This window comes from Streptomyces sp. LS-MS-L19 (assembly GCF_058382285.1).
The window spans coordinates 3,973,059-3,990,402 of record NZ_JBYCLL010000001.1 but is presented as its reverse complement, the minus strand read 5'-3'; the positions used below and the strand labels follow the sequence as shown (position 1 = coordinate 3,990,402).

General features: G+C 72.1%; 19 protein-coding genes. 8 read left to right on the top strand and 11 right to left on the bottom strand.

The window, feature by feature from the left end:
• Window positions 1–135 precede the first annotated feature (135 nt).
• Both AC2XR2_RS17540 and AC2XR2_RS17535 read left to right on the top strand, forming a co-directional pair.
• Window positions 136–813, top strand: a complete 678-nt coding sequence (locus AC2XR2_RS17540; protein ID WP_007382513.1) for a response regulator transcription factor — start codon at window positions 136–138, stop codon at window positions 811–813.
• Window positions 814–844: 31 nt separating this feature from the next.
• Window positions 845–2,119: an ATP-binding protein gene (locus AC2XR2_RS17535; protein WP_449349533.1), complete on the top strand. Its 1,275-nt coding sequence runs from the start codon at window positions 845–847 to the stop codon at window positions 2,117–2,119.
• A 104-nt stretch (window positions 2,120–2,223) separates the two neighbouring features.
• Here the strand turns inward: AC2XR2_RS17535 and AC2XR2_RS17530 are convergent, their stop codons facing one another.
• A complete protein-coding gene (locus tag AC2XR2_RS17530; protein ID WP_381304059.1) occupies window positions 2,224–2,739 on the bottom strand; it encodes a GtrA family protein in 516 nt (171 codons plus the stop codon).
• A gap of 178 nt (window positions 2,740–2,917) precedes the next feature.
• Here AC2XR2_RS17530 and AC2XR2_RS17525 point away from each other — a divergent pair, with 178 nt between their 5' ends.
• Genes AC2XR2_RS17525 through AC2XR2_RS17515 form a run of 3 tightly spaced genes read left to right on the top strand, consistent with a single transcriptional unit; the run spans window position 2,918 to window position 5,780 of the window.
• Entirely contained in the window at window positions 2,918–4,078 is a 1,161-nt protein-coding gene (locus tag AC2XR2_RS17525; protein ID WP_449349534.1) for a 5-(carboxyamino)imidazole ribonucleotide synthase, read from the top strand.
• 20 nt (window positions 4,079–4,098) lie between these two features.
• Window positions 4,099–4,596: a 5-(carboxyamino)imidazole ribonucleotide mutase gene (purE, locus tag AC2XR2_RS17520; RefSeq protein ID WP_381304081.1), complete on the top strand. Its 498-nt coding sequence runs from the start codon at window positions 4,099–4,101 to the stop codon at window positions 4,594–4,596.
• Window positions 4,593–5,780 carry a dipeptidase gene (locus AC2XR2_RS17515; protein ID WP_449349535.1) on the top strand — a complete coding sequence of 396 codons (1,188 nt, stop codon included), beginning with the start codon at window positions 4,593–4,595 and terminating at the stop codon, window positions 5,778–5,780. Before purE ends, AC2XR2_RS17515 begins: the two co-directional genes overlap by 4 nt.
• Here the strand turns inward: AC2XR2_RS17515 and AC2XR2_RS17510 are convergent.
• A complete protein-coding gene (locus tag AC2XR2_RS17510) occupies window positions 5,729–6,859 on the bottom strand; it encodes an alkene reductase (protein ID WP_491515538.1) in 1,131 nt (376 codons plus the stop codon). The genes AC2XR2_RS17515 and AC2XR2_RS17510 overlap by 52 nt on opposite strands.
• Window positions 6,860–6,915: 56 nt before the next feature.
• Here AC2XR2_RS17510 and AC2XR2_RS17505 point away from each other — a divergent pair, with 56 nt between their 5' ends.
• Both AC2XR2_RS17505 and AC2XR2_RS17500 read left to right on the top strand, forming a co-directional pair.
• Window positions 6,916–7,275: a MerR family transcriptional regulator gene (locus AC2XR2_RS17505; protein ID WP_491515537.1), complete on the top strand. Its 360-nt coding sequence runs from the start codon at window positions 6,916–6,918 to the stop codon at window positions 7,273–7,275.
• Between the two features lie 159 nt (window positions 7,276–7,434).
• The gene (locus AC2XR2_RS17500; protein ID WP_381304068.1) at window positions 7,435–8,547 is read left to right on the top strand and encodes a dipeptidase; all 1,113 of its coding nucleotides are present in this window, start codon (window positions 7,435–7,437) and stop codon (window positions 8,545–8,547) included.
• A gap of 6 nt (window positions 8,548–8,553) precedes the next feature.
• Here AC2XR2_RS17500 and AC2XR2_RS17495 read toward each other — a convergent pair whose 3' ends face one another.
• Together AC2XR2_RS17495 and AC2XR2_RS17490 are read right to left on the bottom strand one after the other, a co-directional pair.
• Window positions 8,554–8,952 (bottom strand): VOC family protein, encoded by a 399-nt coding sequence (locus tag AC2XR2_RS17495; protein WP_491515536.1) that lies wholly within the window; start codon window positions 8,950–8,952, stop codon window positions 8,554–8,556.
• 26 nt (window positions 8,953–8,978) lie between these two features.
• On the bottom strand, window positions 8,979–9,338 hold the full coding sequence (locus AC2XR2_RS17490) for a VOC family protein (RefSeq protein WP_330266494.1): 360 nt from the start codon (window positions 9,336–9,338) through the stop codon (window positions 8,979–8,981).
• A gap of 117 nt (window positions 9,339–9,455) precedes the next feature.
• Between AC2XR2_RS17490 and AC2XR2_RS17485 the strand changes: the two genes are divergently transcribed.
• Window positions 9,456–9,959: a CGNR zinc finger domain-containing protein gene (locus tag AC2XR2_RS17485; RefSeq protein ID WP_381304072.1), complete on the top strand. Its 504-nt coding sequence runs from the start codon at window positions 9,456–9,458 to the stop codon at window positions 9,957–9,959.
• A gap of 9 nt (window positions 9,960–9,968) precedes the next feature.
• Here the strand turns inward: AC2XR2_RS17485 and AC2XR2_RS17480 are convergent, their stop codons facing one another.
• The 7 genes from AC2XR2_RS17480 to AC2XR2_RS17450 all read right to left on the bottom strand — a co-directional run bounded on the left by AC2XR2_RS17480 (window position 9,969) and on the right by AC2XR2_RS17450 (window position 17,185).
• Complete coding sequence (locus tag AC2XR2_RS17480; RefSeq protein ID WP_491515535.1) at window positions 9,969–10,634, bottom strand: cupredoxin domain-containing protein; 666 nt, start codon at window positions 10,632–10,634, stop codon at window positions 9,969–9,971.
• Entirely contained in the window at window positions 10,631–11,089 is a 459-nt protein-coding gene (locus tag AC2XR2_RS17475) for a hypothetical protein (RefSeq protein ID WP_491515534.1), read from the bottom strand. The genes AC2XR2_RS17480 and AC2XR2_RS17475 overlap by 4 nt, the downstream gene beginning before the upstream one ends.
• A 110-nt stretch (window positions 11,090–11,199) precedes the next feature.
• Window positions 11,200–12,207 carry a cupredoxin domain-containing protein gene (locus AC2XR2_RS17470; protein ID WP_491515533.1) on the bottom strand — a complete coding sequence of 336 codons (1,008 nt, stop codon included), beginning with the start codon at window positions 12,205–12,207 and terminating at the stop codon, window positions 11,200–11,202.
• A gap of 41 nt (window positions 12,208–12,248) precedes the next feature.
• On the bottom strand, window positions 12,249–13,544 hold the full coding sequence (locus tag AC2XR2_RS17465; RefSeq protein ID WP_491515532.1) for a copper resistance CopC/CopD family protein: 1,296 nt from the start codon (window positions 13,542–13,544) through the stop codon (window positions 12,249–12,251).
• Entirely contained in the window at window positions 13,541–14,161 is a 621-nt protein-coding gene (locus AC2XR2_RS17460; protein ID WP_491515531.1) for a hypothetical protein, read from the bottom strand. The genes AC2XR2_RS17465 and AC2XR2_RS17460 overlap by 4 nt, the downstream gene beginning before the upstream one ends.
• A 243-nt stretch (window positions 14,162–14,404) precedes the next feature.
• Window positions 14,405–15,547 (bottom strand): DNA gyrase subunit B, encoded by a 1,143-nt coding sequence (locus tag AC2XR2_RS17455; RefSeq protein ID WP_491515530.1) that lies wholly within the window; start codon window positions 15,545–15,547, stop codon window positions 14,405–14,407.
• A gap of 294 nt (window positions 15,548–15,841) precedes the next feature.
• Window positions 15,842–17,185 carry a UDP-glucose dehydrogenase family protein gene (locus AC2XR2_RS17450; protein ID WP_381306669.1) on the bottom strand — a complete coding sequence of 448 codons (1,344 nt, stop codon included), beginning with the start codon at window positions 17,183–17,185 and terminating at the stop codon, window positions 15,842–15,844.
• Between the last annotated feature and the right edge of the window lie 159 nt (window positions 17,186–17,344).

Genomic DNA, 17,344 nt, shown 5'->3' with positions numbered 1-17,344 from the left:
CGTACACCTGGTTTCTAAGGTCCCTACACGATTGGCACCCCACACTCACAGGTTCGCCTCAGAATCGTGAAAGGTAAGAATCACGGGGTTGCGATCACACCCCAGCATCTGTCAAGAGCGGTCTACCATCAGCTCATGACCCGTGTACTGCTCGCCGAGGACGATGCGTCCATTTCGGAGCCGCTGGCCCGCGCCCTGCGCCGGGAAGGGTACGAGGTCGAGGTGCGTGAGGACGGCCCCACCGCACTCGACGCCGGAATGCAGGGCGGTATCGACCTGGTCGTCCTCGACCTGGGTCTGCCCGGCATGGACGGCCTCGAGGTGGCCCGCCGACTGCGTGCCGAGGGCCACGCCGTACCGATCCTCATCCTGACCGCACGGGCCGACGAGGTGGACACCGTCGTCGGTCTCGACGCGGGCGCCGACGACTACGTCACCAAGCCCTTCCGGCTCGCCGAGCTGCTGGCCCGGGTCCGGGCGCTGCTGCGGCGCGGCGCGGCCGAGCCGGCCCAGCCGCCCGCCACCCACGGGGTGCGGATCGACGTCGAGTCGCACCGGGCGTGGATGGGCGACGAGGAACTCCAGCTCACCGCAAAGGAGTTCGACCTGCTGCGGGTCCTGGTGCGGGACGCCGGCCGGGTGGTGACCCGGGACCAGCTGATGCGCGAGGTCTGGGACACCACGTGGTGGTCCTCGACCAAGACGCTGGACATGCACATCTCGTGGCTGCGCAAGAAGCTGGGCGACGACGCGGCCAACCCGCGGTACATCGCCACCGTGCGTGGTGTCGGGTTCCGGTTCGAGAAGAGCTGAACCCCGGGTCCCGTCTAGCAGGTAAGAGGTCATGCGCCGTCGACTGATCCAGTCCACGCTCGCCGTGGTGCTCGTGGTGATCGCCGTCTTCGGCGTCTCCCTCGTCATCGTCGAGACCCGCACCATCAGCAACAGTGCCCAGGAGCGGGTCGACTCCGAGGCGATCCGGCTGGCCGGGATCGTGGACAGCCGGCTGTTCGCCGCGGAGGACGTGAGCGCGGAGATCCTGCGCGACCAGGTCGCGCAGGAACGGTACGCCGTGATCCGCATCCCCGGTGACGACCCGATCGAGGTCGGCACCAAGCCGTCCGGTCAGGTCATCAGCTCCACGGAGAAGGGCGAGGAGGGCGAGACGGTCACCGTGCAGGAGCCGCGCTCCTCGGTGACCCGGGAGGTCGGCCGTACGCTCCTGATCATCGGCCTGGTGGCGTTGCTCGCGGTGATCGCCGCGGTGCTCCTCGCGATCCGGCAGGCCAACAAGCTGGCCTCGCCGCTCACCGACCTCGCCGAGACCGCCGAACGCCTCGGCTCCGGCGACCCCCGCCCCCGGCACAAGCGCTACGGCGTCCCCGAGCTGGACCGGGTCGCCGACGTGCTCGACTCTTCCGCCGAGCGGATCGCGCGCATGCTCACGGCGGAACGGCGCCTGGCCGCCGACGCCTCGCACCAGCTCCGTACACCGCTGACCGCGCTGTCGATGCGGCTGGAGGAGATCACCCTCACCGACGACCCGGACACGGTGAAGGAGGAGGCGAACGTCGCGCTCACGCAGGTGGAGCGGCTGACGGACGTGGTGGAGCGGCTGCTGACGAACTCCCGGGACCCCCGGGCCGGCAACGCCGTCACCTTCGACCTCGACGAGGTCATCCAGCAGCAGCTCGCGGAGTGGCGGCCGGCGTACCGCAGCGCGGGCCGCGCGATCGTCAGCTCGGGCAAACGGCACCTCACGGCGGTCGGCACCCCGGGCGCGGTCGCCCAGGTCCTGGCCGCGCTGATCGAGAACTCCCTCATGCACGGCGGCGGCACGGTCGCGCTGCGCACCCGCGTCACCGGCAACCAGGCCGTCATCGAGGTCACCGACGAGGGCCCCGGCGTCCCCGCGGACCTCGGCGCCCGCATCTTCGAGCGCACGATCAGCGGCCGCAACTCCACGGGCATCGGGCTCGCGGTGGCCCGGGACCTCGCGGAGGCGGACGGGGGCCGACTCGAGATGCTCCAGGCCCAGCCGCCGGTGTTCGGGCTGTTCCTGTCCCGGACGCCGCTGAAGTCGTCCCTGGTGGACGACGACGAGCCGATGGTGAGATGAGCGGCGGCGGGTCTTCGGGTGCGGGTCCGGTGGGGGCGGGCGCCTCGCGCGGTTCCCCGCGCCCCTGAAACTCCCGCGACCCCGTGCGCCCCTGAAAACCCCCGTCAGAGCGCTCGCTGGCGCGGGCGGAGTTTCCTGGCCGCCGCCTGCTCCGCCTCCTCCAGGAAGGATTCCGCGCTGGCCACGGCCTCGCGGGCCGGCAGGGTCTTGAAGACCCAGCTGCGGTAGGACCAGAAGCGGAACAGGGTCGCGATGCCGATGCCGAGGAACTTGAAGATGTTGCTCTGGAGCGGGCTGTCCCAGCCGAAGCCGTAGGTCGCGGCGTACAGGATGCCGTTCTCGATGACCAGACCGACCGCGCTGAACAGCAGGAACAGGGTCAGTTCCTTGGTGCGGCCGCTCTTGTCGCGGTCACGGTAGGTGAAGTACCGGAACCCGATGTAGTTGAAGACGATGGCCACGACCGTGGCGACGACACTCGCGCGGACCACCGGAAGGTCGGTGAGATGCCGGACGAGGTTGAAGACCAGGAGGTTGACGAGGAGACCCGCGCCGCCGACCGCACCGAATTTGGCGACCTCGCGCACGATCCTTCGCAGCCCTGAGGAACCATGTCCCATGGTTGTACAGTCCCCCAGTCGGGTCGGTCAGTCGAGTGAATTCGTCAACTCAGCCATGCTAACCATCCCCTCTACCCGTTGCCTGTGGATGAACTCACACACCGGGAAACAAGCTGGTAAGAGGACCGGTAAGAGGCGCGGAATCAAGCCGCCGTGGCGCGACCGATACCCTGGGGTCGTGACGTTCCCGGTAGTCGGCATGGTCGGCGGAGGCCAGCTCGCTCGTATGACACACGAGGCAGGCATCCCGCTCGGCATCAGGTTCAAGCTCCTCAGTGACACCCCTCAGGATTCCGCGGCGCAGGTGGTGAGCGATGTCGTCATCGGCGACTATCGCGACCTCGACACGCTCCGAGAGTTCGCGAAGGGCTGCGACGTGATCACCTTCGATCACGAACACGTACCCAGCGAACACCTCAGAGCCCTGGAGGCGGACGGCATCCCCGTGCGCCCCGGCCCCGACGCGCTCGTGCACGCCCAGGACAAGGGCGTGATGCGGGCGCGGCTCGACGCGATCGGCGTGCCGTGCCCACGGCACCGGATCGTCAGCGATCCCCAGGACGTGGCGGCCTTCGCGGCGGAAGGGCTCCCCGAAGGCGCGGAGGGCGACGGCTTCCCCGTCGTCCTCAAGACCGTCCGCGGCGGCTACGACGGCAAGGGCGTGTGGGTCGTGGACTCGGTCGAGGAGGCCGCCGACCCCTTCCGGGCCGGTGTCCCCGTCCTCGCCGAGGAGAAGGTCGACTACGTCCGCGAGCTCGCCGCCAACGTCGTACGGTCGCCGCACGGCCAGGCCGTCGCCTACCCGGTCGTCGAGTCCCAGCAGGTCGACGGCGTGTGCGACACCGTGATCGCCCCCGCGCCCGACCTGGACGGGACCCTCGCGCTCAAGGCCGAGGAGATGGCGCTGAACATCGCCAAGGAACTGGACGTCGTCGGCCACCTCGCCGTCGAGCTGTTCCAGACCCGCGACGGCCGCATCCTCGTCAACGAACTCGCGATGCGCCCGCACAACTCGGGTCACTGGTCCATGGACGGCGCGATCACCAGCCAGTTCGCCAACCACGTCCGCGCCGTCCTGGACCTCCCGCTCGGCGACCCGCGCCCCCGCGCGAAGTGGACCGTGATGGTCAACGTCCTCGGCGGCGACTTCCCCGACATGTACTCCGCGTACCTGCACTGCATGGCCCGCGACCCCCAGCTGAAGATCCACATGTACGGCAAGGACGTGAAGCCCGGCCGCAAGGTCGGCCACGTCAACACCTACGGCGACGACCTGGACGACGTTCTCGAACGCGCACGTCACGCTGCCGGCTACCTGAGAGGCACGATCACCGAATGAGCCCCGTTGTAGGCATCGTCATGGGGTCGGACTCCGACTGGCCCGTCATGGAGGCCGCCGCCCAGGCCCTCGACGAGTTCGAGATCGAGTACGAGGTCGACGTCGTCTCCGCGCACCGCATGCCGCGCGAGATGATCGCGTACGGCGAGCAGGCGGCCGAGCGGGGCCTGAAGGTGATCATCGCGGGCGCGGGCGGCGCGGCCCACCTGCCCGGCATGCTCGCCTCCGTCACCCCGCTGCCCGTCATCGGCGTCCCGGTCCCGCTGAAGTACCTCGACGGCATGGACTCGCTGCTCTCCATCGTGCAGATGCCGGCCGGCGTCCCGGTCGCCACCGTCTCCGTCGCCGGTGCCCGCAACGCCGGGCTCCTCGCGGCCCGTATCCTCGCCGCCCACGACGAGGAACTCCTCGGCCGGATGCGGGAGTTCCAGCAGGAGCTCAACGACCAGGCCACCGAGAAGGGCAAGCGCCTGAGGTCCAAGGTCGAGGGCTCCAACGGCTTCGGCTTCGGCAAGTGACCGCCGCGGACGCGCTGGCGACGGCCCGTGAACTCCTGCGCGAGTTCCCGGTCGTCGACGGCCACAACGACCTGCCCTGGGCCCTGCGCGAACAGGTCCGCTACGACCTCGACGCCCGGGACATCGCCACCGACCAGTCGGCCCACCTGCACACCGACCTGGCCCGCCTCAGGGCCGGCGGCGTCGGCGCGCAGTACTGGTCGGTGTACGTCCGCTCGGACCTGCCCGACGCGGTGCCCGCGACCCTGGAGCAGATCGACTGCGTACGGCAGCTCCAGGCGCGGTACGCCGGGACGCTGCGGCCCGCGCTCACCGCCGCGGACATGGAGGCGGCGCGCGGGGAGGGCCGTATCGCCTCCCTGATGGGCGCCGAAGGCGGCCACTCCATCGCCAACTCCCTCGCGACGCTACGCGCGTTGTACGCCCTCGGCGTGCGCTACATGACCCTCACCCACAACGACAACGTGGACTGGGCGGACTCGGCGACCGACGCACCCGGCGTCGGGGGTCTGTCGGCCTTCGGCCGGGCGGTGGTGCGGGAGATGAACCGCGAGGGCATGCTCGTGGACCTCTCGCACGTGGCGGCGACGACCATGCGGGACGCGCTGGACGCGACGAGCGCGCCGGTGATCTTCTCCCACTCCTCCGCGCGAGCGGTGTGCGATCACCCGCGCAACGTCCCGGACGACGTCCTGGAACGCCTGCCGGCCAACGGCGGGATGGCCATGGTGACCTTCGTCCCGAAGTTCGTCCTCCAGGCCGCGGTCGACTGGACGGCCGCCGCCGACGAGAACATGCGCGAGCACGGCTTCCACCACCTCGCCACCACCCCGGAGGCGATGAAGGTGCACCGCGCCTTCGAGGACCGCAACCCGCGCCCGGTCGCCACGGCCGCGACGGTCGCCGACCACCTCGACCACATGCGCGAGGTGGCGGGCGTCGACCACATCGGCATCGGCGGCGACTACGACGGCACCGCCTTCACCCCGGACGGCCTCGACGACGTCTCCGGCTACCCCAACCTGATCGCGGAACTCCTCGACCGCGGCTGGTCCCGCACCGACCTCGCCAAGCTGACCTGGCAGAACGCGGTACGGGTGCTGGGCGCGGCGGAGGACGTGGCACGCGACCTTCAGGCCACGCGGGGTCCGTCGAACGCGACCCTCGCCGGGCTCGACGGCTGACCGTCCAGGGCGGGGTAGTCGGTGTAGCCGTCCGCCCCGCCCACGTACATCAGGTAGCGGTCCCGCACCGGGTTGAGCGGTGCGCCCAGCCGCAGCCGGGTCACCAGGTCCGGATTGGCGAGGAACGGCCGGCCGAGGGCGACCAGGTCGGCGCCGGCGGCCAGCATGCCGTGCGCGGCCCGGGTGACGTCCTCGGTGGTGAGGCCGGGCAGGACCGGGTTGCCGATCAGGGTGCCGGGCCAGTCGGCGCGGATCCGGCGGTACCACGGGGCCGCCGGGTCGGCGTGGACGACGTGCAGGTACGCCGGGTCCACGTCCCGCAGGCGGGCGAGGAGCGCCGGGTAGAGGGCGTCGGTGTCGTCCTCCAGGACGCCGTTGACGGTGCTCGCCGGGGAGATGCGTACGCCCACCCGGTCCGCGCCGATCGCGTCCGCCACCGCCTCGGTCACCTCCGCCGCGAACCGCACCCGGCGCTCGGCGGAGCCGCCGTACGCGTCCGTCCTGCGGTTGGTGTTCCCGGCCAGGAACTGGTGCAGCAGATGCCCGTTGGCCGCGTGCACCTCGACCCCCTCGAAGCCTGCCTCCACGGCCCGGCGGGCGGCCGCGGCGAAGTCGGCGACGGTGGCCCGGATGTCGTCGGGGGTCATCTCCCGCGGCACGACGGCCGGTCGGTGCCCGCCCGGGGTGAAGATCGTCTCCGGCAGCGGTACGGGGGAGGGCGCGATCGGCGTCAGGCCCGTCGTCGCCGGATGGCTCACCCGGCCGCCGTGTTGGAGCTGGAGGAACATCCGCCCGCCGGCCGACCGCACGGCCCCGGTCACCTTGCGCCAGCCCTCGACGTGCCGGTCGGTGTGGATCGCGGTGATGTTCGGATACGTCTGCCCGACCGCGTTCGGCGTCGCGGCCTCGCCGATGATCAGGCCGGCGGAGGCGCGCTGGGCGTAATAGGCGGTCATCAGGTCGGTCGGGGTGCCGTCGGCGGCCGCGCGGTTGCGGGTGAGGGGGGCCATGACGAGGTGGTGGGGAAGGGTGAGCCGGCCGAGTCGGGCCGGTGCCAGGAAGTCCGTTGTCGGCGTCATGGGCGTACCGTAGAACCTCACATTGATGTCAGATTCAAGCCTGAGGGGTGCCCGTCGTGCGGATCGGTGAACTGGCCCGGCGTACCCAGGTGAGCGAGCGGTCGCTGCGCTACTACGAGGAACAGGGCCTGCTGGTGGCCGACCGCACCCCGGGCGGCCATCGCGACTACCCGGAGGCCGCGGTCGACCGGGTCGTCCGCATCCAGGAGCTGTTCGCGGCCGGACTGCACAGTCCCCGGATCGCCCAGCTCCTGCCCTGCATGCGGGACACCGACGGCGGCCCCTCGGCCGTCGCGACCCCGCGCCTGGTCGCCGACCTCACGGCGGAACGCGACCGCATCAACCGCACGATCGCCGACCTCGTCCGCTCCCGGGACACCCTGGACGAGGTGATCGAGGCAGCCAGGAAGGCCTAGCGCGGCCGCGCTCCACCGGCTCCGCGAGCGGTACCGACGCGTCCGCCCCGGCCCGTCCGGCCGGTACCCCCGAACGCCCCGCCCACCAGGAAGCCCGCACCGCTCCGTGCGACGGTGACCGTACGGCGATCAGGAAGATCACGACGTACGGAGCCCGTCATGGCAGACCTCCAGGACGAACTGCACCCCCCGGCCGAGGTGGCAGAGCTGCCCCAGCTCTTCGGGGCCGTGCCGGAGCTGTACACCCCCGTCTCCGACCCGGACACCGAGCCCCTGGAGCGTGCCCGCGCCATCCTCGCCGCGCACCCCGTCGCCGACGGCTACAGCGGACTGCCCTGGGCCCTGCGGCACCTGCCCTGGTTCGACCTGGAACTCGGCGAGAGCGCCGTGGACACGGACGTGCCGCGGCTCAGGGAGGGGCACGTGGGCGCTCTGCTGTGGTCGCTGCACCTGCCCGAGGGGCTCGACGGGGACCGGGCGGTGGGCGCCACGCTGGAGCAGCTCGACCTGGTCAAGACGGTCGTACGGAACCACCCCGAGGGCCTGCGCCTGGCCCGTACGGCGGGACAGACCACCGACGCCCACCACTGCGGCCGCGCCGCCGTCCTGCTCGGCCCGGCCGGTGCCGCCGCGATCGGCGACTCGCTCGGCATCCTGCGCTCCCTGCACGCCCTCGGCCTGCGCGCCCTGACCCTGTCCGGGGTGTCCTGGGCGAGCGGGGCGGGGCTGACCCGGTTCGGCGAGGAGGTGCTGCGCGAGATGAACCGGCTCGGCGTCCTCGCCGACCTCTCCGGCGCCTCCGAGGCCACCATCCGGCGCGTCCTCGCGGTCTCCAAGGCGCCCGTGCTGTTCACCCGCTCCGCCGCCCGCGCCCTGCGCCCCCACCCCGCCAACCTCCCCGACGAGCTGCTCGCCGAGGTGGGCGCCGCCAAGGGACTGTGCATGGTGCCGCTGACCGCCGAGCAGACCGGCCCGACGGTCCGGGACGTCGCCGACCACCTCGACCGGGTCCGCGACATCGCGGGCGCCGCGTGCGTGGGCCTGTCCGGCACCTACGACGCCGGGACCGCGCACCCGCAGGAGCTCGGCGACGCCTCCTGCTACCCGCACCTCGTCGCCGAGCTGCTGCGCCGCGGCTGGGAGGAGGCCGACCTCGCACTGCTGACCTGGGGCAACGTCCAGCGGGTGCTGCGCGAGTCCGACTTCACCGCCCGGGCGGCACAGCAGCGCCGGGAGCCGTCCACGGCGAAGATCGCCGAGCTGGACGGCTAGCAGGGCCTACAGCGGGTCGATCCGGCACAGGCAGAACGGATGCCCCGCCGGATCCGCGTACACCCGGAAGTCCTCCTGCTCCTTGCCCTCGGCGGACTCCGCGTGCAGCAGCCGCGCGCCCAGTTCCAGCGCCTTCGCCTCGGCCGCGTCGATCTCCTCCCAGGTGCTGCCGCCGTCGAAGTCGAGGTGGAACTGCTGGGAGTTGCGGTCGGCGCGCGGCCACTCCGGCGGGGTGAATCCCGGCGCGCTCTGGAAGGCCAGCCGGGGCCCGGCCGGGACCCGCAGGACGACCCAGTCGGGGTCGTCGTCCTCCGGGGTGCCGCCCACGATGCCCGCGTAGAAGCGGGCGAGCGCACGGGGATCGGGGCAGTCGAGCACGACGGAACGGAAGCGGGCGACAGGCACGGGAGCTCCTCCTGGTCGGACGGCGTTCAGCAGGCGCAGAGGCAGAACGGGTGCCCAGCCGGGTCCGCGTACACACGGAAGCCCCGGGAGCGGTCCTCGGCGTCCAGCGGCCTGGCCCCGAGCGCCAGCACCTCCTTCTCGGCCGCGTCCAGGTCCTGGACGGTCAGGTCCAGGTGGAACTGCTGCGAGGCGTCGGGGGCGGGCCACTTCGGCGGTACGAATCCGGGGGCGGCCTGGAAGGCCAGCGACTGCCCGCCGGGGACCTTGAGGTCCACCCACTCGCCCTCGCCCTCGACGGTGCCGCCGAGGACACCGGCGTAGAAACCGGCGAGCGCGCGGGGGTCGGGACAGTCCAGTACGACGACTCCGAGTTCGGCGATGGCCATGGCTTCCTCCTTGAAGCGTGGTTACCTGTAGAGCCGGGTAACCAGTAACGGTTACCGCATGCTCCCGTATCGGAGGTAACGTCGCAAGGGAATTCACGAGGTAGGTAGCGTGCAGCCATGAGTGAGCGATCGCCCGCGCCCGGGGGCCTGGCCCTGGTCCAGTCCCTGGTCAACACGCTCGACCTGGAATCGGGGGCCGACGCGCTGGACACGGCCGAGGGGCGGGCGCGGTTCGGGATCGCCGAGGGCGAGGTGGCCGGGGCCCGTGACCTGCGGGAGTCGCTGCGAGTCGCTCTGCTGGCGCACGCGGGACATCCGGCGCACCGGTCCGTGACGCCGCTGGGGGAGCTGCTGGCCGGGGCGCCCCTGCTGGTGACGGTGTCCCCGGCCGACGGCGCGGCGACGCTCACGCCCGCCGACGCCCGCCCCTTGGCCTCCCGGGTCGCCGCCGCCGTCGCCGGGGCCCTGGTCGCGGGCACGTGGGGGCGGCTCAAGGCCTGCGAGGCCGTGGACTGCCACTGGGCGTACTACGACCGCAGCCCGGCGGGGCGGGGGCGGTGGTGCTCGATGCAGGTGTGCGGGGCGCGGGCGAAGATGCGGCGGTACCGGGCCAGGGGGTGAGTCCCGCTGTCAGGGCGCCTCCTGCCGTGCCCGGGCCGTCCTCGAACCGACCAGCAGGAGACACAGGACCGCCACCCCGGCTACCAGGCCGGCCAGGACCAGCAAGGGATCCAGCGGACGCGCCGTGGCAGCCGTCGCCTGGGTCGCGGCCGGTTGCGTCGCCGTCTGCGGTACGGCCGCGGCGGGCGCCGTCGCTGGCGGTGTCGGCGACGGGGACGGCATCGTCATCGCCGGTGCCGAGCGTGCGGTACGTGAGGGCGTCCGGGCCGGTGCCGTGTGCACGTGCTCGCGCGCTGCCGCCGACGTCCTCACCGGAGCCGGTGCCGGAGCCGGGGCCGCCGCCGCCCGCACCGTGATCCCGGCCGTCATGTCCGGATGGACCGTGCACACATAGCCGTAGGAACCGGCCGTGGTGAACGTGAAGCTCCAGCTCTCGCCCTTGTCGAGCATGGGGGAGTGGATCGAGAGCGGGCCCGAGGTGGTCTTCACGTCGTGCGGGGCGGTGTCGTAGTTGGTCCAGGTGACCGTGGAGCCGACGGGCACGCTCAGCGAGGCGGGCGAGAAGGCGTAGCCCTTCATGGCGACGGAGTAGGACGCGGCCGACGCCCGGTCCGCCGGGAGCAGCCAGACCGTGAGGAGGGCGACCGCGGCCGCGGCCCGCAGCAGGGCCCTCACGCGAAATCCGCCGCGACCAGCAGCCTGAGCCGCGTGGCCGGAAGACGCCACGGCAGCCGGAACCCGGTGGCCCGGCGCAGCAGCCGGTACGGCAGCCGGGCCGTGCCCACGACGAGCAGCCGGTCCTCGGCGCGGTCGACCACCCGCAGCCGCAGCAGGACGGGGAAGGGCGTGCCGTCGACATCGAGGTCGGCGGTGAGCTGGAGGCGGTCGCCTGGCAGGTCCTCGACCCGCTCGGAGCTGAGGACGGCCCGCAGCTCGCGGTCGTCGAACTCGAAGCGGAAGGCGGGCTGTCCGGCGTCCGCGGGCAGGGTCAGGCCCGCTGCCGCGAGGGGTATCCGCCGTCGCCGCACGGGCAAGGGGCCGTACCAGGCGGTGAGTTCGGCGAGCGAGCGGCCGGGGGACACGGTGAGACGGCGGGGTGGTGGCACGGTGGGCAGAGTGACGGTTGTCATCCCCAACTCCTTGGAAAGCGGTTCCCGAAATGTGGTGGGCGTGTGGAGAATGGACCGCGAACGCCGCTCCGGCCGACTGAGCCTCGGCCGGAGCGGCGTTCACCCATGCGTCAGCAGCTCGCGGTGAGGAAGTCCGTGGTGGGCGTGAGCATGTGCCCGGCCCAGACGGTGTGCATCTTCACGTAGCTGTCGACGTCGAGCAGGTCGGTGACCTGCTGCCCGAGCGACTCCTCCAGGTGCGCCGAGTAGATGTGCTGAAGCAGCACGGTGAGGGTGTCGTCGGCCACCGAACCCCCGTCGCTGACGGCGGGCTTGAGGATGGACTCGATCCACACCGTGTGCATCTTGAGGTACGAGTCGAGCGCCAGCGCGTCCTGCACCTGCTGACCGGGCGACTCCTCCAGGTGGGCCGCGTAGAGGTGCTGGAGGATCGGCAGGAGCTCGTTGCGGATGCTGGCGCACTGCTCACCGGAGCCGCCACCGGTGCCGCCGGTCGGCGTGGCCGTGGGGGTGGCCGTCGGGTGCGCCGTCGGCATGCCGGTCGGGGTCGGGGTGGGGGTGGCCGTCGGAGTGGCCGTGGGCGTGCCCGTGGGGGCTTGCGTGGGCGTAGGGGTCGGCTTGGGCGTCGTACCGCCACCGCCGGAGGCCGCCACGACCTTCACGGAGGACACCATGTCCGGGTGCACCGCGCAGTAGTACTCGTACGTCCCCACCTTGGTGAAGGTGTACGACCACGACTGGCCCTGCTTCAGGGTCCCCGAGTCGAAGGCCACCGGGGCCTTCGTCGTGGTCACGGTGTGCGGCGCGCTGTCGTGGTTGGTCCACCGGACGGTCTGCCCGACCTCGACGACCAGCTGCTTGCCGTCGCCGAACTTGTACCCCGTGATGTCGACCTGGTGGTCGGGGGCGGCGGCGGCCGTCATGTCGGCCGCGGCGGCAGCGGGCGCCTGAGCCGCGCCCGCGGCCTGCTGCGAGGCCGTCGTGGAACCCGTGGCCGCGCTCAGCAGCCCGAGACTCAGCACCGCCGCGAGCGCGGCACCGAGCCCCGCGACCAGCAAGGACCGGTTGCCGGCCGTCCGAGTACGCGGCCGTTCGCCGGTCTCATCGCTTCTTTTCACTTCAACTCCTTTTGCTTTCCAGGGAGTTGTTCCCATGGAGTTCAACGGCCGGGATCGGCCGTGACCAGCAGACTCGTCACGGCGAGCACGACGAGGACCAGCCCCGTCTCGGCCGCGACCGAGTAACCGAAGGGCCGCACGGTGGCGGCGTCGCCGCGCAGCAGCACGGCGAGATCGAGACGGGTGCGCACCCACTGGCGGCTCGCGTACGCGGCGACCAGGACGCCCCCGAGGACGGCCGTCTTGACGAGCAGCAGCTGCCCGTACGAGGTGTGCAGCAGGGCGTCGTACGACCCCACCACCTGCCAGGCGAGCACCAGCCCGGCGCCGACGATGCCGGTGACGCTCAGCGCCGCGAGCCGCGCGTAACCCGGCACCACCTCGGCCAGCTCCCCGGGCCGCCGGCGCGGCAGCACCGCCAGCGCGAGCATGGCGAGCCCGCCGATCCACAGCGCGGCCCCGAGCAGGTGCACGAAGTCGGCGACGGCGCCCCAAGTGGGCTCACTGCCCTCGGAGTTGTGGCCCGTCATACCGGTGGTGCGCAGCAGCCCGAACGTCACCGCGAGCGCGCCCACCCGCCAGCCCGGCGAGCGCGCGGCACCCTGGAGCAGTGCGGCGAGCACCACGGCCGCGAGCACCCACATCAGTCCGCGCGCGGCGAGCACGACGCCGGGCCGGGTGGCGAGGACGTCGGCGTAGGTCGCGGGGCGGAGCGCGTCGCGCAGGCCGCCGAGGGAGGCGTACGCGCCCTGGAGCCCGGCCGTCGCCACCGTGGCGAGGAGACCGACCGTCCAGGCGAGTCCGAGCAGGGCCCGGGCCCGCGGTTCGTACGCCCCGCCCGGCCACAGCAGCGCGACGAACGCGAGCCCGCCGACGAACAGGGCCAGCGCGAGATAGCCGGCCCAGCGGACGGCGACGAGGCCCTTGCGCACCGAGGGGGACGGCGCGGGAGCGGAGACCTCGTCGCCGCCGGTCGGGGTGGCCTTCGCGGCGACGGCGAAGGCGATCCGGCCCGAGGAGGCGTGCCCGTCCTCCTCGTCCACGACGGACCACACCAGTGCGAACCTCCCGTCCGCGGGGCCGCCGAGCGCGACCCGCACGACGTTGCGGTGTGCGGTCCGGGACACCGGCAAGCGGTCTCCGTCCACGGTGAGCACCCGCACGTCGGCGAGGTCGACGGCCTCGTCGAACGTGAGGGTGAGGTGGGCGGGGATCGTCGCCGGGGTGGCTCCGTCCTTGGGGGAGGAGGTCACCAACTCGGTGTGGGCGGACGCGGGTTGGGCGGTGCCGAGCAGGGCGCACAGCAGGAGGGCGGCGAGGAGGAGCAGTCGCCTCACGGGGTCGCCTCCGGCTGCGGGGAGGTGGCGAGGACGCCCCCGAGGAGGCTGGAGACGGGGGCGAGGCCGACGCAGGGGGAGGGCGTGGGCGAGGGCGAGGCGCTGGCGGTGCCCAGGAGGCCGAGCACGGGCTCGGTGAGGCCGACGAGCAGGGGCTGCACGAGGGTGACCTCGCCGTCCTCGCAGGTGTCCGTCGGGGTGGGCGTGGGCGTAGGGGTAGAGGTGGGGGTGGCCGCGGGCGGCGGGCTCTCGTGCCCGGAGCCGCCGTGGTCGTGCCCTCCGCCGGGGCCCTCGGTGGGGCCGCCCGCCTGGTCGACGGGGACGGTGCCGGGCATGAGGCCTCCGCCTCCGTTTCCGAGGTCCGCGTAGCCCCCGCCGTAGGCCGGCAACTCACCGGAGCCCACCGGGACTTGGCCCGCTTCCGGGGCGGAGGCCGGCACGGTCGCCGGCGCGGTGGTCGTGGGCGCCACGGCCGGGGGGACCGCGGCCTCGGCCGCCCCGGGGGCGCCGATTCCCGACGCGTACCCCAGCACGATCACCACCGCGCCGACGAGCGCCCCGGCGACCAGTTCGTCACGATGGTCACGCGGCCAAACCGCCCTGCGGAACAAGGGCATGACTCCACTCCTGACATGCTCAGGTCAATCCGACGGAAGAATCCGGCGAATGACGAACAGTGGAGTGGAGGGCGGATTCCGCTTGACTACGCGTTGGTTAACCGATCGTTGCCTACCTCTCCTTTGCGGGGTCATGGTCTGTGAGAACGGTCAATTCGCCACCGTACTCGAATGCAAATCGAACTCGTGTTGATGATTCCGGGGAAGGCGGCATATGCCGACGCGCGGGGTCCGGCGGGCGCCTCAGAGGAACCGGCCGACGACGGCACGGGCCTGCTCCGGCCGCTCCGCGAACCACCGGCCGAGGTGTTCCCGTACGGTCTCCGCGACACACAGCAGCGCCACGGGGTTCCCCAGCCTGCCGCGCGTTGAACCGAGGAACTCGGGCTGGTCCAGCTTCACCGACACGACCGCCGTCAGGCCCTCACCGATCCGCTCCGGGCTCAGATCGGGGTCCGCGGCCGCCAACAGCCTCCGCTCGCGCGCGTACGCGTTGACCGCGGCCGCCAGCCCGTCCCGGAAGCCCAGCGTGTGGGTGCCGCCCTCGGAGGTGGGCCAGCTGTTTGCGAAACCCCGGACCCGCTCCTCGCGCGAGGCGGACCAGCGCAGGGCCACGTCCACCGTCGCCGCCGGGGTCTCCCGCTCGAAGGCGATGACCTCCGGATGGACGGCCGCTCCCGCCTCCGCGTCCAGGAACGCGACGAACTCCCGTACCCCGTCCGGAAACCGGAACCGCACCGAACGGGGCTCGCCCGCAGGGCGCTCATCGGTCAGGGAGACGTCCAAGTCCCCGTTCAGGAAGGCCAGTTCCCTGAAGCGCTCCTCGAAGACGCCGAACACGAACTCCGTCGTCCTGAAGATGCCGGCGTCGGGCCGGAAGGTGAGCGTGGTCCCGCTGCCGTTCGCCGGGCCCGTGGCGGTGGGCGGGGCGAGCGCGGCCCCGCGGGCGTACTCCTGGACCCAGCGCGTCCCCTCCCGCCGCACCTCGGCCGTCAGCCGGCTCGACAGGGCGTTGGTGACGCAGGGGCCGAGGCTGAAGGCCCCCGAAATCAGGGTGTGCCGCCCACCGGTGTCCGGCCCGGTGAGGGGGTGCGTCAGTAGGGTCTCCAGGCCAGGGCCCCCGGTGTGCCCGGCGGCTTCCACAGGGACGCCCGGTCCGTCGTCGGCGACCCGGACCCCGCCGTCGGCCAGGAACGTGATGTCGACGCGGGTGGCGGAGCCGAGGAGGACCTCGTTCAACGCTCTGTCGGCCACGTAGAACACCATGTGGCGCAGACCGCGTTCACCCGTGGACCCGACGTACATCCCCGGCCGTTTCCGGATGGCGTGCCGCCCCTCCAGGACCGTGATCTGGCTGGCGTCGTACTCGCCGACTTCCTCGCCCATGAGGTCTCCCGTGATGCCGTCGGACGGACCTCGTCAGCCTAGGCGAATTCCAGAAAAACACCAGGTCAGACCGGGTATGCCGAAGGCGTGGACGGCCGGGTGAGGCCCCACCGGGAGGAGGTCGGTCACGAGCTCCCGGAACCCCACCGCAAGCCCTCCACGCCCCCGCCCGTGCCGCACACGGCCCAATTCCCGGCGCCTCCAGGGCCGTTGATTCATCGGGCGCAGCCCTTGCTAGGAACCGGCGGTCCATCACGGCGTACACAGGCCGTCGGCCGGCGCACCGCCCCGTACTCAGGCCGCAGGCCGCCCCATCGCCCGGTAGGTCCACCCCGCCTTGCGCCACAGCGCGGGGTCCAGGGCGTTGCGGCCGTCCAGGATGGTCTTCGCGGCCGTTACCTCGCCGAGGGCCGCCGGGTCCAGTTCGCGGAACTCGCGCCACTCCGTGAGGTGGAGGACGACGTCGGCGCCCCGCACCGCGTCGATGGCCGTGTCGGCGTAGCCGAGCGTCGGGAAGAGGCGGCGGGCGTTGGCCATGCCCTTCGGGTCGTAGACCGTGACCTGGCCGCCCTGGAGGTGGATCTGCCCGGCGACGTTCAGCGCGGGGGAGTCGCGCACGTCGTCCGAGTCGGGCTTGAAGGTGGCGCCGAGCACCGCGACCCGCTTGCCGAGGAACGGCCCGCCACCCAGTATCTGCCGGGCCAGCTCCACCATCTGCCCGCGCTGACGCATGTTGATCGAGTCGATCTCGCGCAGGAAGGTCAGCGCCTGGTCGGCACCGAGCTCACCCGCACGGGCCATGAAGGCGCGGATGTCCTTCGGCAGGCAACCGCCGCCGAAGCCGATCCCGGCCCGCAGGAACTTGCTGCCGATCCGGTCGTCGTACCCGATCGCCTCCGCGAGCCTCGCGACATCGCCGCCGGCGGCCTCGCACATCTCCGCCATCGCGTTGATGAAGGAGATCTTCGTGGCGAGGAAGGAGTTCGCGGAGGTCTTCACCAGCTCGGCGGTCGGGAAGTCGGTCACCACGAACGGCGTGCTCTCGGCGAGCGGCGTCGCGTACACCTCGCGCAGCACCTTCTCCGCACGCTCACTGCGCACACCGACCACGATCCGGTCCGGATGCAGCGTGTCGTTCACCGCGAACCCCTCGCGCAGGAACTCCGGGTTCCAGGCCAGCTCGGCGTCCGCGCCCGCGGGGGAGTGGTCGGCCAGGTAGCGGGCGAGGCGGTCCGCGGAACCGACCGGCACCGTCGACTTGCCGACGACCAGGGCCGGGCGGGTCAGGTGCGGGGCGAGGGAGGCGATCGCGGAGTCGACGTACGACATGTCGCAGGCGTACTCGCCGTGCCGCTGAGGCGTGTTCACACAGACGAAGTGCACGTCACCGAAAGCGCCGGCCTCGGCGAAGTCCATCGTGAAGCGGAGTCGGCCGGTGGAACCCTCGATCCCGGCGACATGCTTGCGCAGCAGGTCCTCCAGACCGGGCTCGAACATCGGGACCTCGCCCCGCTGGAGCATCTCGATCTTCTCGGGCACCACGTCGAGCCCCAGCACCTCGAACCCGAGTTCGGCCATGGCCGCGGCGTGTGTCGCGCCGAGGTAGCCGGTGCCGATCACGGTGATCTTGAGGCTCATGGGGTCTCCAGACGGGTCTGCGGTCGTGCGGTGCCCGAGCATAGTCGGGGCGTGCGACGGGCAGTTTTCCCCCTGTCGTTCCCGCCTGTCGCCAAGCTCACGTATCACTCCCGTGAGCGGACCCATAAAATTGAGTTACTTAACGGTAATTAGCACAGG

Coding starts and splice junctions, on each gene's coding strand:
- AC2XR2_RS17485 (WP_381304072.1), top strand. CDS start 9,456: ATGAGTGAGCGATCGCCCGCGCCCGGGGGCCTGGCCCTGGTCCAGTCC.
- purE (WP_381304081.1), top strand. CDS start 4,099: ATGGGGTCGGACTCCGACTGGCCCGTCATGGAGGCCGCCGCCCAGGCC.
- AC2XR2_RS17490 (WP_330266494.1), bottom strand. CDS start 9,338: ATGGCCATCGCCGAACTCGGAGTCGTCGTACTGGACTGTCCCGACCCC.
- AC2XR2_RS17500 (WP_381304068.1), top strand. CDS start 7,435: ATGGCAGACCTCCAGGACGAACTGCACCCCCCGGCCGAGGTGGCAGAG.
- AC2XR2_RS17455 (WP_491515530.1), bottom strand. CDS start 15,547: ATGGGCGAGGAAGTCGGCGAGTACGACGCCAGCCAGATCACGGTCCTG.
- AC2XR2_RS17450 (WP_381306669.1), bottom strand. CDS start 17,185: ATGAGCCTCAAGATCACCGTGATCGGCACCGGCTACCTCGGCGCGACA.
- AC2XR2_RS17540 (WP_007382513.1), top strand. CDS start 136: ATGACCCGTGTACTGCTCGCCGAGGACGATGCGTCCATTTCGGAGCCG.
- AC2XR2_RS17530 (WP_381304059.1), bottom strand. CDS start 2,739: ATGGGACATGGTTCCTCAGGGCTGCGAAGGATCGTGCGCGAGGTCGCC.
- AC2XR2_RS17535 (WP_449349533.1), top strand. CDS start 845: ATGCGCCGTCGACTGATCCAGTCCACGCTCGCCGTGGTGCTCGTGGTG.
- AC2XR2_RS17460 (WP_491515531.1), bottom strand. CDS start 14,161: ATGCCCTTGTTCCGCAGGGCGGTTTGGCCGCGTGACCATCGTGACGAA.
- AC2XR2_RS17510 (WP_491515538.1), bottom strand. CDS start 6,859: ATGACGCCGACAACGGACTTCCTGGCACCGGCCCGACTCGGCCGGCTC.
- AC2XR2_RS17475 (WP_491515534.1), bottom strand. CDS start 11,089: ATGACAACCGTCACTCTGCCCACCGTGCCACCACCCCGCCGTCTCACC.